The sequence below is a fragment of the Microbacterium sp. B19(2022) genome (assembly GCF_012030385.1).
Lineage (GTDB): Bacteria > Actinomycetota > Actinomycetes > Actinomycetales > Microbacteriaceae > Microbacterium > Microbacterium oxydans_B.
The window spans coordinates 144,028-159,520 of record NZ_JAAUVO010000004.1 but is presented as its reverse complement, the minus strand read 5'-3'; the positions used below and the strand labels follow the sequence as shown (position 1 = coordinate 159,520).

Sequence of the window (15,493 nt, the reverse complement as noted above, 5' to 3'; positions counted from 1 at the left end):
CCCGCGGTGTCATCGCGCAGTCATCGGTCACCCGGTGGGGGCGATGCCGTCGACCGTAGGGCCGCGATGTGTACCTCCAGTCGGGTCACCGTCGGTCGAGGATCCGTACTGAATCATCGCGAGGCCGAATTCGCAAGGGGGTCACGTGTGGGAATGGCTCGACCTAGTGTGAAAGCGCCGCCACGGACCCGGCGGCGAAGCAGCCGGACGAGTCCAGGGAGTGACCATGAAGACGCTCATCACCCAGGTCGGAAGCTATCTGACCGGCGACGCGACGGCCGATGCGGTGGTCCAGTACTGGCTGGCATTGACGGAGGAGCGACGCAACGACGTCGTCGAGATCCCCGTCGTCGGCTCCGGTGGTGAGCGCTCGAATGTCCGCCTGGCGCTCGGAACGATGCTTCCCATCGCCGTGATCGACGCGGGCCTCGCCCCGGAGATCGATGACGATGAAGGCGCAGCGAGACGACTTCTCGCGCGTGCGCACGCACTGACACCGAAAGCTGGACCGGCGTTCGAGCCGGGCGAGGAGCCGGAGCATCCCGACGGGTACGACTCATCCCTGATGTGACGATGCGGGTGACGTGATGAAGGAGGAGGAGAGAGATGGAATCGACACCGGAAGGCGTTTCTGACGGCGTGAAGCGAGTCGTCACGAGAGCGAAGAACGGCCAATGGGTGAACGAGGTCGAAGGTGCGCCTGATCTCTCGCGCAGCTACAGCAGCCGCGACGAGGCGATAGAGGAGGCGGATGCCCTCGCCCAAGCACACGGCGTGACGCACGTCGTTCAAGACAGCGAGCCGACGGGAACGATCACCGACGGCGGTGGACCGGACGACGATGTGGCTGTCGTGGGGGAGAAGCCCCTCACCGGGGCGGGGACGGACACGACCGACGAGAACGGTTTCCCGCTGGAGAATCCCTCCGGCTGATCCGCCTGAAGCGAGTGCGTCCGGCGTCGACTCGTCCGCTCGGCGTCGCCGCGCCCGAAACGAAGAGACCCCGCCTGGATCAGGCGGGGTCTCTTCATTGTGCAGTTGGTCTGTGTGCCCCCGACAGGAGTCGAACCTGCGACCTACGGTACCGGAAACCGGCGCTCTATCCACTGAGCTACGGAGGCGTACCGATCGACAATATCACTCGTCGGGGGTCGTCTCCGACCCACCGGCTTCGGTGACCGGCGCGGCGCGCAGCTCTTCGAGCGCTGCGGCGAGTTTCTCGGCCAGATACCGGTGCCCGTCGGTGGAGGGATGCTTGCGTCCGACCTCGACGTCGATCACGTCGAGATAGTTCTGCTCGGTGATCCAGCTCCGGGCGATGGGGGAGATGTACCACCAGCCGCGGGCTCCGGCGAGCTCACCGAGATCCGTGTCGATGCGCGCGGTCGCAGCCCCGACCGGCAGCTCGTGCGGTGCCGGGCCCAGCACGACGATGACCGCATCCGGATATGTGGCGGCCAGGGCGTCCCACGCGGAGGTCACGGCCTCGCGGTAGCCCTCGACGCCCTGCGCCCGGTCGTTGATCGAGCCCTGGATGATCACGAGGTCGGGCGCGAGCGAGGGGTCGAGTGTCGCGATGCGCTCGCCGAAGGTCGGGCCGTCGAGGCCGGGCTTCAGATAACCGCTGCCGCGGACACCGTTCACGATCGTCTCGCCGTCGATCAGATCGGCCAGGAGGTACGCGTAGCCGAGCGTCGGGACGGTCGCCGCCGAGCCGTAGGTCCAGCTGTCTCCGAACACCAGCACGGTCGGGTGGTCCGGCAGTGTGAGGGGAGCTGGCGCGATGGCTTCGGAGGCCGCGCCGGCGGCCGCGACCGGGGCACCGATGGGGGCGGCGGAGGGCGGCGATGTCCACGGCCGCCACATGCCGAGGACGCCTGCCGCGACGGCGAGGAGGAGTGCGATGGCGACCCCTGCGGTGCGCAGTCGACGACGGGTGGCGGGGGCCTTCATGGGTTGAGAGTAGATCACTGCGCGCCGATTGCGAATTCCGCGCGCCCCGCGCCGTCGGACGGCCTGTCCCCGACCCGTAAACTGAGGGGGCTATGAACCCCGAAACCCTTGCTGCCGCCTTCCTCGCCGTCCTCGCCCCGATCGCCGAGGAACGACGTCCCGGCGAGCCGCTCGGAGTCTCCGCAGCCGACATCGTGCTGGAGCGCCCGCGCAACCGTGACCACGGCGACTGGGCATCGAACATCGCCATGCGGCTCGCGAAGCCGTTCGGCACGAACCCGCGCGAGCTCGCGCAGCAGATCGCCGACGGTCTCGCCGCTGTCGACGGCATCGCGAGCACCGAGGTCGCCGGTCCGGGGTTCATCAACATCCGTCTCGATGCCGCCGCCGCGGGCGCACTGGCGAAGGTCATCGTCGACGCCGGCACCACCTACGGCACGAATGCGTCGCAGGAGGGCGTCAGCGTGAACGTCGAGTTCGTCTCCGCGAACCCGACCGGTCCTCTCCACATCGCGCACACCCGCTGGGCGGCGCTCGGCGACTCGATCGTGCGTCTGCTGCTGGCGAGCGGCGCGCATGCGGTGCGCGAGTACTACATCAACGACGCCGGCGCGCAGATGGACCGCTTCGCCGTCTCCATCCTCGCGGCTGCCAAGGGCGAGCCGACTCCCGAGGGCGGCTACCCCGGTGCGTACATCGCGACGCTCGCCGGCCGGGTGCTCGAGTCGCGTCCCGACCTGCTGCAGCTTCCCGAGAGCGAGCAGTCGTCCGTCGCGCTCGAGCTCGCCTACGAGTTCCAGCTCGCCGAGATCAAGAGTTCGCTCGATCGGTTCAACGTGCCGTTCGACGTCTGGTTCTCCGAGCGCACCCTGCACGCCAAGGATGCGTCCGGCACGAGCCTGATCGACCAGGCCGTCGACCGTCTGCGCGAGCAGGGGCACGTCTTCGATGAGGATGGCGCGGTGTGGGTGCGCACGACCGACTTCGGCGACGACAAGGACCGCGTGATCCGTCGCTCGAACGGCGAGTACACCTACTTCGCCGCCGACGCCGCGTACTACCTGAACAAGGGTGACCGCGGGTTCCAGAACAAGATCTACCTCCTCGGCGCCGACCACCACGGCTACGTGCACCGTCTGAAGGCGGTCGCGGGAGCCGCGGGTGAAGACCCGGAGAAGAACGTCCAGGTGCTGATCGGGCAGATGGTCTCGATCAACGGCGCCCGCCTCAGCAAGCGCGCCGGCAACATCATCGAAATGGACGACCTGCTCGACTGGCTCGGCACCGATGCGCTGCGGTACTCGCTGGAGCGGTCGCCCGCGGACTCGCCGCTCGACCTCGACCCCGAACTGCTGCAGAAGCGCACGAACGACAACCCGGTCTTCTACGTACAGTACGCCCACGCCCGCACGCACAACGTCGCGCGGAACGCCGCTGATTCGGGTGTCGATCGGTCGGAATTCGCCCCCGAGACGCTCACGCACGAATCCGAGGCCGCTCTGCTGGGCGCGCTGCAGGAGTTCCCGCGCATCGTCGCTTTCGCCGCCGAGGTCCGCGAACCGCACCGTGTCGCCCGCTACCTCGAGGAGCTCGCCGGGCTCTACCACCGGTGGTACGACAACTGCCGCGTGATCCCGCAGGGTGACGACCCGATCGAGACCGTGCACCGCACGCGTCTGTGGCTGAACGACGCCGCCGGCCAGGTCTTCCGCAACGGTCTCGATCTCCTCGGAGTGAGCGCCCCCGAGCGCATGTGATGCGCGCGGCCATCCCGTCGGGTACGGCAGGATGGCAGGCATGAGCGACGACAACCACACCCTGCCGTATCCGGACGCCTCGGCCGATCATCCGACGCTCGTGATCCCGGGGAACGTCGCCGAACAGCCTGCCGATGCTGCGCCGCGCACCCGCCGCCGCTGGCCCTGGGTTCTGCTGATCGTGGTGGTCGTGCTGGCGCTGCTCGTGGTCGCCGCCGAGTTCATCGCCCGCGCGGTGCTCCCGGGGATCGTGCGGTCGATCGTCATCGAGCAGCTGGACCTCCCCGCCGACCAGCAGCTCGACGTCGAGACGCAGGGCCTGCTGCTCCCGCAGCTCCTCGGCGGTTCCCTCGACACGCTGCACCTGTCGACGGACTCGGTGACGCTGGAGGGCATCACGGGGGCGGCCGACGTCACCGCGACCGGAGTCCCGTTGCGCGGCGGCGACCTCGGAGGTGCTGCCGGCACGATCCGCATCGACCAGGCGGAGTTCACCTCCCTGCTCGCCGGAACCGAGCTGCCCGTCGAGTCGGTCGAGTTCGCGGCGCCGAACGCGACGGTGAGCGGCTCGATCACCGTGTTCGGGGCGGCCGTGCCGCTCTCTTTGACGCTCACACCCGGCGCGGTGGAGGGCGACCTGGAGCTCACGCCGGTCGCGGCGAGCATCGGCGGACTCGACATCGACCTCGACCAGGTCGGCTCGACGCTGGGCTCGCTCGGCGAGGGCCTGACGCAACCGCAGCGGGTGTGCATCGCCGATCAGCTGCCGGCCGGGCTCACCCTCACCGGACTGGAGATCGTCGACGGTGCGGCGGTGATCGACATCGACGTGAACGGCGCGATCGTCACCGACGAGTCGCTCCAGGAGAAGGGCGTCTGCCCGAGCTGAACCGCTCGGGCCGCGCCGTCATCCGCCGCGGGCCTCCTCGATGCGGTGCGCGAGCCATTCGGGTCTCTGCAGCGGGATACCGTGTCCGCATCCGTCGACGACCTCCAGCGTGCTGTGGGGGAGCGCTGCGTGCAGCGCCGCGGCCGAGCGCCTCATGAGCTTCTTCTCCGCGGCTCCGACCAGGATCAGTGCGGACCCGGGGAACGTCGACCACCCGGCGGGCGGCACGAATCGCAGGTTCTCCTCGACCGAGGTGAGCAGCGTCTCCCGGGAAAGCGACGACGACGTCTGCAGGTAGGCGGCCATGTGCGATTCCGGTACGAAGAGCTCCCGGGCCTGCAGGCGCGCGAACCTCTCGTTCTTCGCGAGCCCGGCGGTCGCGCCGAGGAGCGCCACTGTCGGACCTGTCATGCGCAGAGGCGCGGCCTGTGCGCTGATGACGACGACTCGTTCGACGATGTCGGGTCGCACAGCCGCGAGCAGCACGGCGAGCTGCGCCCCGAGCGAGAAGCCGACGACCGTGGCCGGGCGGCCCTCGTCCTCGAGAATGCGCGCGAGCAGGTCGACGGTCTCGCGGTGGGAGGTGTAGTTCTCCGCCGCGCTGCGGCCGTGACCCGGAAGGTCCGGCACCAGCACCCTCGCGTGAGGGGGCAGGTGGGCGCGCATCGGCTCCCACATCCATCCGGCGACGCCCCCGCCGTGCAGGAGCAGCAGTGGTGGTTCGCCCGCTTGCCCGAAGGCGTCCAGGTGCATCATCGCTCCGTCTCGAAGGTCGCGGCCATCCGCCCGATGGTGTCGATCGTGCCCTCCAGCAGTGCGGGGTCGAGCGGGCCGAGCAGTCGTGCCGCCGACAGCAGTCCGATCGTCGTGCTCGACAGCGCCAGAGCGAGTGTGCGCGGATCGACATCCGTGACGATCAGGCCGCGCTCCTGCAGCTCGCGGAACCAGTCCACGACCCGCCGATGACGCTCGCGGTAGCGACCATCGGTCTCTTCCATCACGTGGGAGCCGAGGATGCCCCGATCGTCGAGGAACGCAGCGGTCATCAGCGGGTCGTCGAGCAGCGCCCGAGCCGTCGCCCGACAGGCGTCGCTGAGACGAGGATGGTCACCCAGCTCGCCGCGGACCCGGTCGGCCATGCGCACGTTGCCCTGCAGCAGCAGGGCGTCGAGGATGTCACGCTTGCCGGCGAACTCCAGGTACACGGCACCCTTGGCGATGCCGGCGCGCTCGGCGATTGCGGCGACGCTCATCGCGTCGAACCCGTGCGCGAGCACGAGTGCTCGGGCCGCATCGAGGATGCGCTCGCGTCGCTCAGGAACGCGCGGTCGAGGCATCATCCCTCCTCAGCTGCTCGAGCATCGCCGGGATGACGAGGTCGGGTCGGTCGCGCTGCACCCAGTGGCCGGCGCCGGGGATGGGTCGGAGCGAGCCGGACGGCAACAGTGCTGCCGCCGTCTCGATGCGAGCGAGGGGAACTCCGGTGTCACGATCGCCGTGCACCAGCAGTGTGGGTGTGCGGATGCCCGCAAGCTGATCGGTGTAGACGGTACGGAGCCGATTCCACAGCACCTGATCGCGCTGCCACTCGCCGAACGTCTCCAGGCTCGTGCCGCCGGCGGCTTCGGCGAGGACCGCATCGACGAGCTCAGGCGTGCGCGCCTCCGGGTTGCGTACGAGATCACGCAACCCGCGCTCCAGTGCGGAGCGGTTCCGTGCATAGGAGCGGGTCATCGCGGCCAGTAGCCCGGAGCGCAGCAGGAGAAACGATGTCAGATGGGTGATCCGTCCGCGGAAGCCGTCGGCGAGGCGGGGCATCAAGCCGTAGCAGCCCAGCAGTACGGCGGTTCGAGCGCGGCCGGGCTGATCGAGCAGATGTCCGACCGTCATCCCCCCGCCGAGGGAGAGCCCGGCGATCGCGTAGTCGGTGAGGTCGAGAGCGTCGACGAGCTCGCCGACGTGTCGGACGAGAAGCTCCTGAGTGAGTGGCCATGCGGTCCGGGGGCTGTGCCCGAAGCCGGGAAGGTCCGGCGCGACGACGCGGTGTCCTGCCTGTGCGAGGGCCGGCCCGACCTCGCCCCACGAGAGCTCGGCGCTGTCGGCTCCGCCGCCGTGCAGGAGCAGGACGGGAAGCCCGGTCTCGGCGGTCGGTCGCCACTCCAGAGCGGAGACGGTGGCGTGCGGAAGATCGATGATCGTGCGGCGGGCGTCCATGGCGTCCTCTCGTTGTGACCAGATTAGCTCATCCGGTCACAACGAGGTTCGATACGGCTAGGCGGACTTCTCGGCGGACGCGGCCTCCTGCGCGGCACGCAGCTCCGCGGTGGCGACCTGGACGTCGACCTCGGCGCGCTGCAGACGCCGCTGGACGAAGGTCGTCGCCGCGAAGCGGGCGTGCACGCGGTCGGCCTTCTCCTCCTCGGCGGTCACGATGTACGCACACGCGAACAGCATCACCTGCGCCGAGAAGTTCAACCAGATCAGCAGCGCGAGTAGGGAGGCGAAGGACGCGAGAAGCGGGTTGCTGGTCGCTCCTCCCACGAACAGTCCGGACAGCTCCTGCAGGACCAGCAGGCCCACGGCGCCGAGCAGTGCTCCCGACCAGAGCGACCGCCTCGACGGTCGTACCCCGGAGAGGAGGAGGAACACGCCGATGATGATCGCCGTGTCGAGAGCGAAGACGACGACGAGGGAGAGCAGCCGCACGGTCCAGGCCACGACCGGCGCATCAGCGGGCAGCCCGAGCAGGTCTGCGATCCAGGAGACCCCCAACTGTCCGGCGAAGGTGACGGCCGCCGAGAGGACGAAGGCCAGGCCGATGCCGATCGCCAGCGCGAGGTTGCGGAGGATCACCCAGATCCAGAGGATGTCATCCTGCAGCGTGCCCGCGAGAACCCGCACGGCCGTGCGGAGCGACCCGATGGCACCGAGGGCCGCGCCGACGAGAGCGATCAACGAGATGATCCCGGCGAGCGACAGGGACGCCGGAGCCTGGAGGTCCTTCGTCTTGATCACACCGTCCTCACCGATGAGCCCGGGCACGGCCGACTGTACGGCGTCGATGATCGCCTGCCATGCCACCGGGTTCCCGGCGAGCCACAGAGCCGCGATCGAGAAGCCCAGCAGCACGCCCGCGAACACGCTGAACAACGCACGGTAGGTGACGCTGTCGGCGAGCATCGGCCCGCGGCGCTCGGTGTACAACAGCGCCGCGCGCACCGGCCGGCGCGCGAGAGCCCACGCGATGACCGGTCCGGTGATGCGGGGGATCAGACCAGGACGCGCGGAAGAGTCTTTCGTCGTTTCAGTGTTCGCCACGCCCCCACCCTAGGAGGCGGAGACGGGCTGCCGCAGGGGCTTGACGCGGCGCGTCACCATGACCAGGGAGACGCGACCGGTGCCCTAGAATCGGGTCAACCTCGATGTGCGCGACCTGCCCGAGATCCTTCCCACGATTGGTGATCAGTGCTTCTCTCTGCCGATTCGCTCGCTCCGGAATGGCTCGCCGTGCCCGATGACGCGAACGACCTCGCCGACGGCGTCTGGCCGGCATCCGCAGTGCGCGATGCCGATGGGGTACTCGACATCGCCGGTGTCAGCGCCACCGCCCTCGCCCGCACCTATGGCACGCCGCTGCTCGTGCTCGACGAAGCTGAGGTGCGCGGTCGTGCGCGGCGGTTCCGGCTGGCCTTCGACCGTGCCGCCGCGGAGCACGCCACCACGGCCCAGGTGTACTACGCGGGTAAGGCGTTCCTCTGCACGACGGTCGCGCGCTGGGTGGTCGACGAAGGTCTGCGCGTCGACGTCTGCACCGGGGGAGAGCTGGCTGTGGCCCTAGCCGCCGGCGTCGCACCCGCATCGCTCGGGTTCCACGGCAACAACAAGTCCGTCTCCGAGCTCGAGCGTGCCGTCGAGGTCGGCGTCGGGACGATCATCGTCGACAGTGCCATCGAGGTCGAAAGGCTCGCGGCGATCATCGCCCGCACCGGCGCGACCCAGCGGGTGCTGGTCCGTGTCATCAGCGGCGTGCACGCCGAGACACACGACTTCCTCGCCACGGCCCACGAGGACCAGAAGTTCGGTTTCCCGCTCCCGGAGGCAGAGGCGGCGGTCGCCCGCATCCGCGAGATCCCGGGTCTGGTGTTCGCCGGGCTGCACTGCCACATCGGTTCGCAGATCTTCGGCGTCGCCGGCTTCCGCGAGTCCGCATCCCGCGTGCTCGATCTGCACGCCACGCTGCTCGACGGCGGTCCGGTCCCGCAGCTCAACCTCGGCGGCGGCTTCGGCATCGCCTACACGCGCGTCGACGACCCGACCCCGATCGAAGAGCTCGCGGATGCGATCGTCACCTCGGTCGCGGAGGGCTGCGCCGCGCGCGGCATCCCCGTTCCCGCCCTGTCGTTCGAGCCGGGCCGTGCCATCGTCGGCACCGCGGGCGTCACGCTCTACGAAGTCGGCACGACCAAAGACGTGACCGTCGCGACGGGTGCCGTGCGCCGGTACGTGAGCGTCGACGGCGGCATGAGCGACAACGCGCGTCCTGCGCTGTACGGCGCCCAGTACTCCGCGCGCCTCGCCTCGCGCGCGGGATCCGGTGAGCCTCGCCTCAGCCGGGTCGTCGGCAAGCACTGCGAATCCGGCGACATCGTGGTCGACCACGAGTACCTGCCGGAGGATCTGGTGCCGGGCGACCTGCTCGCCGTGCCGACCACCGGTGCGTACTGCGTGCCGCTCGCGAGCAACTACAACCATGTACCGCGTCCGCCGGTGATCGCCGTGCGCGACGGACACTCGACGGTCATCGTCCGAGGCGAGACCGTCGACGACGTGCTGGCCCGTGACGCGGGCATCGACGGGGCGAAAGCCCCCGAGGGAGACCAATGACCCACCTCCGAAGGAGCAACCATGACTGAATACCGACGACTTCGTGTGGCACTGCTGGGTGCCGGAGCGGTCGGCTCGCAGGTCGCGGCGCTCCTGCTGCGCCACGGCGACGAGCTGGCCGACCGTGCCGGTGCCGAACTCGAGCTCGCCGGCATCGCCGTGCGCGACGTCGATGCGCCGCGTGACGTCGACCTCCCCAAGGAGCTCTTCACCACCGACGCCGAGACGCTGATCCTGGGCGCCGACATCGTGATCGAGCTCATCGGCGGCATCGAGCCGGCCCGCACCAGCATCCTGCAGGCGATCGGCTCCGGCGCCGACGTCGTCACGGCCAACAAGGCCCTCCTCGCCACGCACGGCCCCGAGTTGTTCGAGGCCGCCGACCGCGTGGGCGCGTCCGTCTACTACGAGGCCGCGGCCGCCGGCGCGATCCCCATCATCCGTCCGCTGCGCGACTCGCTCGCCGGCGACCGGGTGGTGCGCATCATGGGCATCGTGAACGGCACCACGAACTACATCCTGGACCGGATGGACTCCGAGGGCGCCGACTTCGCCGACGTGCTCGCCGACGCCCAGCGCCTGGGCTACGCCGAGGCCGACCCGACCGCCGACGTGGAGGGTTACGACGCCGCGCAGAAGGCCGCCATCCTCGCGAGTCTCGCGTTCCACACCGCCGTGCCGCTCGAAGCCGTCTACCGCGAGGGCATCACCTCGATCACCCCGTCGATGATCGAGGAGGCCCGCGCCGCCGGGTTCGTCATCAAGCTGCTCGCGGTGTGCGAGCGCATCGAGGCCAACGGCGCCGAATCGATCTCGGTGCGCGTGTACCCGGCGCTGGTGCCGAACTCGCACCCCCTCGCCTCCGTGCACGGAGCCAACAACGCGGTCTTCGTCGAGGCTGAGGCCGCCGGCTCCCTGATGTTCTACGGCGCGGGTGCGGGTGGCGTCCAGACCGCCTCCGCCGTGCTGGGCGACGTCGTCTCCGCAGCCCGCCGTCACATCGCCGGGGGCGTCGGAGTCGGCGAGTCGACCAGGGCCAACCTCCCGGTCGTCCCGATCGGACACGTCACCACCCGCTACCAGATCACCCTCGAGGTCGCGGATGCGCCGGGCGTGCTCGCCACGGTCGCCGGAATCCTCAGCGATGGCGGAGTCTCGGTCGCGACGGTCGTGCAGACCGTCGAGGGCGAGGACGAGCCGACCGCACGACTGATCATCGGCACGCACCGCGCGACGGAGCAGGCGCTCAGCGCCACGGTCGACGCTCTCGCCGACAGTGCGGTCGTCGCCCGAGTCGTCTCGGTGCTCCGGGTGGAAGGCGAGTGACGATGGCGTCAGCCCTCGCCCCCGTCGAGGGCAGCCCGGTCGAAGGCCGCACCGTCGAGGTGCGGGTGCCGGCCACGAGCGCGAACCTCGGCCCGGGATTCGACACGCTCGGCCTGGCGCTCAGCATCTACGACACCCTGCAGGTCACGGCACTGCCGGCTGGTGAACTCGAGATCGAGGTGACCGGTTCCGGTGCCGCCGAGATCCCGCGCGACGAGTCGAACCTCATCGTCCGCACGATCGCGTACGTGTTCGCCGACGCGGGGCGTCCGGTCCCCGGCCTGCGCATCATCGCCGAGAACGGCGTGCCGCACGGTCGCGGACTCGGATCCTCGGGTGCCGCCGTCGCTGCCGGCGTGCTCGCGGCGAAAGGACTGCTCGACGGCGACGTCGAGATCGACGATGTCGACCTGCTCCGTCTCGCCACCGAGCTCGAAGGTCATCCCGACAACGTGGCCCCGGCACTGTTCGGCGGGCTGACGATCGCGTGGGTGGGGGAGCGCGGACCGCAGCACAAGAAGCTGCTCGTGCACCGCGGCGTCTCGCCCCTCGTGCTCGTCCCCGCGTACACGATGTCGACCTCGCAGGCGCGTTCGCTGCAGCCTCCGCAGGTGTCCACGGCGGATGCGGTGTTCAACGTCTCCCGCTCGGCGCTGCTGATCGCGGCCCTGATGCAGAGTCCGGAACTGCTCCTCGACGCGACCGCCGACCGGCTTCACCAGGACTACCGCGCCGAAGCGATGCCCGAGACACAGCGGCTCGTGCAGGCGCTGCGCAAGGCGGGCTTTGCGGCCGTCGTGTCCGGCGCCGGTCCCAGTGTGCTCGTGCTGGCCGACGGGCCGGGCAGCCGTCAAGACGCGGTGGAACTGGCCGATCGAGTCACCGACACCCCGTGGGAGGCGCTCCTGCTCGCAGTCGACGTGCGTGGTGGTACAGTGGGGACTCGAGCGGAGGGCTCCACGTAACTACGTGAATCTGGCCCCATTGCAACTCTTGCAAGACCCGCACGCAAATCCCTGTGGCACAAGTGCCGAGGCTGGCTGGCGCCGAGCGTCAGCCCGTGCGATCGCGCGCAGCACCCGTTGTGTGCGTTCAACGCTCATTCCCCATGACATATAAGGGAGTACTCGTGGAGAACCTCTCCGAGACCCAGAACGACCAGTCCGCTTCGGTGTCCGAAGCACCCGCAACCGAGGCCGCACCGGCGCGCAAGCGTGCACCGCGTCGCGCCAGCACCGCCACCGCGGCCGCGAAGGCCGAGAAGGCCGAAGCAGCGAAGGCCGAGAAGCCCGCGTCGAAGACCGAGACCGCGTCCACGACCGATGCCGCGCCCGCTGAGGCGTCGGCCGAGACCACCGAGGCCGCGCCGAAGGCGAAGGCACCGCGTCGCAGCCGTGCCAAGAAGGCCGACGCCGAGGCCCCGGCAGCAGAAGCCGCTCCGGCAGAGACACCGGCCGCGGATGCCGCTCCGGCAGAAGCTGCGGCGGAGTCGGCACCCAAGTCGACCGGCCGCGGACGACGTGGCGCCCAGAAGACGGCAGCCCCCGAGGCCGAGGCCACGGATGCAGCGCCTGCTGCGGATGCCTCGTCTGACGCCGCCGCCGAGCCCGCCCAGAGCGGCAACGCACGGGGCCGCAACGCTCAGAACAACAACGCGCAGAACAACAACAACGCGCAGAACAACAACAACGGGCAGAAGAACGATGCGCAGAAGAACGACGCGCAGAACAACGACGCGCAGAACAGCAACAACGGCGACGACGACTCCGACGGTGGCGAGGAGCAGGGTGGCCGCGGTCGCAACCGCAGCCGCAGCCGCAACCGTGGACGTGGACAGAACGGCACAGCGCAGGAGCAGCAGGCACAGCCCGCGGCCGATGACGACCAGGCCGGCGGCAACAACCGCAACCGTCAGCGCAACAAGCGCCGCAGCGGTGTCCCGACCGATGAGTTCGACACCGAGATCGGCGAGGACGACGTCCTGATCCCGATCGCCGGCATCCTCGACGTGCTCGACAACTACGCCTTCGTGCGCACCACCGGCTACCTCGCCGGCCCCAGCGACGTGTACGTCTCGCTCGGCCAGGTGAAGAAGTACAACCTCCGCAAGGGCGACGCCGTCGTCGGCTCGATCAAGCAGCCCCGCGAGGGCGAGCAGCAGGGGCGCCAGAAGTACAACGCGCTGGTCAAGGTCGACTCGATCAACGGTCTGTCGGTCGACGACGCGGCCACGCGTGTGGAGTTCGGCAAGCTCACCCCGCTGTACCCGCAGGAGCGTCTGCGCATGGAGACGGCCCCCGAGAAGCTGACCCAGCGCATCATCGACCTGGTCGCCCCGGTCGGCAAGGGCCAGCGCGGTCTCATCGTCGCGCCGCCCAAGGCCGGCAAGACGATCGTCCTGCAGCAGATCGCGAACGCGATCGCGCAGAACAACCCCGAGGTCCACCTCATGGTCGTGCTCGTCGACGAGCGCCCCGAAGAGGTCACCGACATGGAGCGCTCGGTCAAGGGCGAGGTCATCGCCTCGACGTTCGATCGTCCGGCCGAAGACCACACCACGGTCGCCGAGCTCGCCATCGAGCGTGCGAAGCGCCTGGTCGAGCTCGGACGCGACGTCGTCGTGCTGCTCGACTCGATCACCCGCCTCGGCCGTGCGTACAACCTGGCTGCGCCGGCATCGGGCCGCGTGCTCTCCGGTGGCGTCGACGCGTCGGCGCTGTACCCGCCCAAGCGGTTCTTCGGCGCGGCGCGCAACATCGAGAATGGCGGATCCCTCACGATCCTCGCCACGGCGCTGGTCGAGACCGGCTCCAAGATGGACGAGGTCATCTTCGAGGAGTTCAAGGGCACCGGCAACAGCGAACTGCGTCTCTCCCGCGCCCTCGCCGACAAGCGCATCTTCCCGGCGGTCGACGTGAACGCGTCGAGCACCCGTCGCGAAGAGATGCTGCTCTCGGCCGACGAGGTCAAGATCACGTGGAAGCTGCGTCGTGCCCTCGCCGGCCTCGACCAGCAGCAGGCTCTCGAGGTCGTCCTCGGCAAGCTCAAGGAGACGAACTCGAACGTCGAGTTCCTCGTGCAGATGCAGAAGTCGATCCCGACGCTTCCCTCGGGTGCGCACGGGCACGACAACAACATCCGCTGAGCGGCTGAGCCGTGTTCGAGTCCGTCCAGACTCTGATCGACGAGCATCGCCGGGTGCAGGAGGAACTCTCCGACCCGGCGGTGCACGCCGACGCTGCCCGCGCCAAGCGCGTGAACCGTCGCTACGCCGAGCTGTCTCGCATCGTCGCCGCGTATGAAGCGTGGATCGCCGCGACCGATGATCTGGAGACCGCGCGCGAGTTCGCGCGGGAGGACGAGTCGATCGCGGCCGAGATCCCGGCGATGGAAGAAGAGCTGCAGTCCGCGCAGGAACGGCTGCGGCGTCTGCTGATCCCGCGCGACCCTGACGATGCCCGTGACGTGATCATGGAGATCAAGGCGGGGGAGGGCGGTGCGGAATCCGCGCTGTTCGCCGCCGACCTGCTGCGCATGTACATCCAGTACGCGGCGTCCAAGGGCTGGAAGACCGAGCTGCTCGAGCGGAACGAGTCCGACCTCGGCGGGTACAAGGACGTCCAGGTCGCCATCAAGGGATCCTCGTCCGACCCCGCGCAGGGCGTGTGGGCCCACCTCAAGTACGAGGGCGGCGTGCACCGCGTGCAGCGGGTGCCGGCGACGGAGTCCCAGGGGCGCATCCACACGTCGACCACCGGGGTGCTCGTGTTCCCCGAGGTCGACGAGCCCGAAGAGATCCACATCGACCAGAACGACCTCAAGATCGATGTGTTCCGCTCATCCGGTCCGGGTGGGCAGTCGGTGAACACGACCGATTCCGCCGTGCGCATCACTCACGTGCCGACCGGCATCGTGGTGTCGATGCAGAACGAGAAGTCCCAGCTGCAGAACCGCGAGGCGGGCATGCGTGTGCTGCGCGCCCGGCTGCTCGCGCGTCAGCAGGAGGAGCTGGACGCCGCGGCATCCGATGCCCGCCGATCGCAGATCCGAGGCATGGACCGCTCGGAGCGCATCCGCACCTACAACTTCCCCGAGAACCGGATCGCTGATCACCGCACCGGCTTCAAGGCGTACAACCTCGATCAGGTCATGGACGGAGCACTCGACCCGCTGATCGAGAGCGCGATCACTACCGACGAGGAAGCACGGCTCGCCGCGGTCGGGTCCGACTCCTGACAAGCCGCGCGAGCGCTATGCTCGGGCCGTGATCACACTTCTGTTCCGCGGCCTCATGTATGTCGTGTCGGCCGGTCTCGGCCTGATCGCCGCCGACCTCGCCCTCGACGGGTTCCAGATCGAGTGGGACAAGTGGTGGGGCTTCGTCATCTGCATCCTGATCTTCGCGATCCTGCAGAGCGTCCTCGCGCCGTGGGTGGGCAAGATGGCCACGCGCTACGCCCCCGTGCTCATGGGCGGCATCGGCATCTTCTCGACGCTGATCTCCCTCATCATCGTGGTGCTGCTGCCCATCGGCGGACTGCGCATCACCGACCTCACCGGCTGGCTTCTCGGCTCGGTCATCGTGTGGCTCATCACCGCGCTCGGCAGCGTCCTTCTTCCTCTCATCTTCCTTCGCAAGAAGGTGGAGGCCGTCAAGACCAAGCGCCGTTAGGCCGTTTCGGGT

Annotated in this window: 15 protein-coding genes and 1 tRNA gene; 10 read left to right on the top strand and 6 right to left on the bottom strand. The window is 69.2% G+C overall.

The window, feature by feature from the left end; translation table 11 throughout:
* Positions 1 to 226: 226 nt before the first annotated feature.
* The gene (locus HCX50_RS05080; RefSeq protein WP_140403341.1) at positions 227 to 571 is read left to right on the top strand and encodes a hypothetical protein; all 345 of its coding nucleotides are present in this window, start codon (positions 227 to 229) and stop codon (positions 569 to 571) included.
* Positions 572 to 606: 35 nt separating this feature from the next.
* The gene (locus HCX50_RS05075) at positions 607 to 933 is read left to right on the top strand and encodes a DUF2188 domain-containing protein (protein ID WP_167633211.1); all 327 of its coding nucleotides are present in this window, start codon (positions 607 to 609) and stop codon (positions 931 to 933) included.
* A gap of 115 nt (positions 934 to 1,048) precedes the next feature.
* Here the strand turns inward: HCX50_RS05075 and HCX50_RS05070 are convergent.
* Together HCX50_RS05070 and HCX50_RS05065 are read right to left on the bottom strand one after the other, a co-directional pair.
* Positions 1,049 to 1,121 (bottom strand) — tRNA-Arg (locus tag HCX50_RS05070).
* A 16-nt stretch (positions 1,122 to 1,137) separates the two neighbouring features.
* Positions 1,138 to 1,953: an SGNH/GDSL hydrolase family protein gene (locus tag HCX50_RS05065; RefSeq protein WP_237682349.1), complete on the bottom strand. Its 816-nt coding sequence runs from the start codon at positions 1,951 to 1,953 to the stop codon at positions 1,138 to 1,140.
* 92 nt (positions 1,954 to 2,045) lie between these two features.
* Here HCX50_RS05065 and argS point away from each other — a divergent pair, with 92 nt between their 5' ends.
* Positions 2,046 to 3,710 carry an arginine--tRNA ligase gene (argS, locus tag HCX50_RS05060; RefSeq protein WP_091033748.1) on the top strand — a complete coding sequence of 555 codons (1,665 nt, stop codon included), beginning with the start codon at positions 2,046 to 2,048 and terminating at the stop codon, positions 3,708 to 3,710.
* Between the two features lie 40 nt (positions 3,711 to 3,750).
* Complete coding sequence (locus HCX50_RS05055) at positions 3,751 to 4,599, top strand: LmeA family phospholipid-binding protein (RefSeq protein WP_091033745.1); 849 nt, start codon at positions 3,751 to 3,753, stop codon at positions 4,597 to 4,599.
* 18 nt (positions 4,600 to 4,617) lie between these two features.
* Here the strand turns inward: HCX50_RS05055 and HCX50_RS05050 are convergent, their stop codons facing one another.
* The 4 genes from HCX50_RS05050 to HCX50_RS05035 are packed head-to-tail and all read right to left on the bottom strand — an operon-like array spanning position 4,618 to position 7,917.
* Positions 4,618 to 5,355 carry an alpha/beta fold hydrolase gene (locus HCX50_RS05050; protein WP_237682348.1) on the bottom strand — a complete coding sequence of 246 codons (738 nt, stop codon included), beginning with the start codon at positions 5,353 to 5,355 and terminating at the stop codon, positions 4,618 to 4,620.
* The gene (locus HCX50_RS05045) at positions 5,352 to 5,936 is read right to left on the bottom strand and encodes a TetR/AcrR family transcriptional regulator (RefSeq protein ID WP_091033743.1); all 585 of its coding nucleotides are present in this window, start codon (positions 5,934 to 5,936) and stop codon (positions 5,352 to 5,354) included. Before HCX50_RS05045 ends, HCX50_RS05050 begins: the two co-directional genes overlap by 4 nt.
* Positions 5,914 to 6,813 carry an alpha/beta fold hydrolase gene (locus tag HCX50_RS05040; RefSeq protein ID WP_167633210.1) on the bottom strand — a complete coding sequence of 300 codons (900 nt, stop codon included), beginning with the start codon at positions 6,811 to 6,813 and terminating at the stop codon, positions 5,914 to 5,916. Before HCX50_RS05040 ends, HCX50_RS05045 begins: the two co-directional genes overlap by 23 nt.
* A gap of 57 nt (positions 6,814 to 6,870) precedes the next feature.
* Complete coding sequence (locus HCX50_RS05035) at positions 6,871 to 7,917, bottom strand: YihY/virulence factor BrkB family protein (protein ID WP_167633209.1); 1,047 nt, start codon at positions 7,915 to 7,917, stop codon at positions 6,871 to 6,873.
* 147 nt (positions 7,918 to 8,064) lie between these two features.
* Here HCX50_RS05035 and lysA point away from each other — a divergent pair, with 147 nt between their 5' ends.
* From lysA to HCX50_RS05005, 6 genes are all read left to right on the top strand, one after another.
* Entirely contained in the window at positions 8,065 to 9,483 is a 1,419-nt protein-coding gene (lysA, locus tag HCX50_RS05030; protein WP_167633208.1) for a diaminopimelate decarboxylase, read from the top strand.
* A 21-nt stretch (positions 9,484 to 9,504) separates the two neighbouring features.
* Positions 9,505 to 10,809: a homoserine dehydrogenase gene (locus HCX50_RS05025; protein WP_091033731.1), complete on the top strand. Its 1,305-nt coding sequence runs from the start codon at positions 9,505 to 9,507 to the stop codon at positions 10,807 to 10,809.
* 2 nt (positions 10,810 to 10,811) lie between these two features.
* Positions 10,812 to 11,774, top strand: coding sequence for a homoserine kinase (thrB, locus tag HCX50_RS05020; RefSeq protein WP_167633207.1), 963 nt, complete (start codon positions 10,812 to 10,814; stop codon positions 11,772 to 11,774).
* 164 nt (positions 11,775 to 11,938) lie between these two features.
* A complete protein-coding gene (rho, locus tag HCX50_RS05015) occupies positions 11,939 to 13,954 on the top strand; it encodes a transcription termination factor Rho (protein ID WP_167633206.1) in 2,016 nt (671 codons plus the stop codon).
* A gap of 11 nt (positions 13,955 to 13,965) precedes the next feature.
* The gene (prfA, locus tag HCX50_RS05010; RefSeq protein WP_091033724.1) at positions 13,966 to 15,045 is read left to right on the top strand and encodes a peptide chain release factor 1; all 1,080 of its coding nucleotides are present in this window, start codon (positions 13,966 to 13,968) and stop codon (positions 15,043 to 15,045) included.
* A 28-nt stretch (positions 15,046 to 15,073) separates the two neighbouring features.
* Entirely contained in the window at positions 15,074 to 15,481 is a 408-nt protein-coding gene (locus tag HCX50_RS05005) for a phage holin family protein (protein ID WP_091033721.1), read from the top strand.
* Positions 15,482 to 15,493: the final 12 nt, after the last annotated feature.

Bases quoted from the DNA above. Each gene is read 5' to 3' on its own strand.
- HCX50_RS05040 (WP_167633210.1), bottom strand. From the start codon at position 6,813: ATGGACGCCCGCCGCACGATCATCGATCTTCCGCACGCCACCGTCTCC.
- HCX50_RS05065 (WP_237682349.1), bottom strand. From the start codon at position 1,953: ATGAAGGCCCCCGCCACCCGTCGTCGACTGCGCACCGCAGGGGTCGCC.
- HCX50_RS05045 (WP_091033743.1), bottom strand. From the start codon at position 5,936: ATGCCTCGACCGCGCGTTCCTGAGCGACGCGAGCGCATCCTCGATGCG.
- argS (WP_091033748.1), top strand. From the start codon at position 2,046: ATGAACCCCGAAACCCTTGCTGCCGCCTTCCTCGCCGTCCTCGCCCCG.
- HCX50_RS05080 (WP_140403341.1), top strand. From the start codon at position 227: ATGAAGACGCTCATCACCCAGGTCGGAAGCTATCTGACCGGCGACGCG.
- thrB (WP_167633207.1), top strand. From the start codon at position 10,812: ATGGCGTCAGCCCTCGCCCCCGTCGAGGGCAGCCCGGTCGAAGGCCGC.
- HCX50_RS05025 (WP_091033731.1), top strand. From the start codon at position 9,505: ATGACTGAATACCGACGACTTCGTGTGGCACTGCTGGGTGCCGGAGCG.
- HCX50_RS05055 (WP_091033745.1), top strand. From the start codon at position 3,751: ATGAGCGACGACAACCACACCCTGCCGTATCCGGACGCCTCGGCCGAT.
- HCX50_RS05075 (WP_167633211.1), top strand. From the start codon at position 607: ATGGAATCGACACCGGAAGGCGTTTCTGACGGCGTGAAGCGAGTCGTC.
- HCX50_RS05050 (WP_237682348.1), bottom strand. From the start codon at position 5,355: ATGATGCACCTGGACGCCTTCGGGCAAGCGGGCGAACCACCACTGCTG.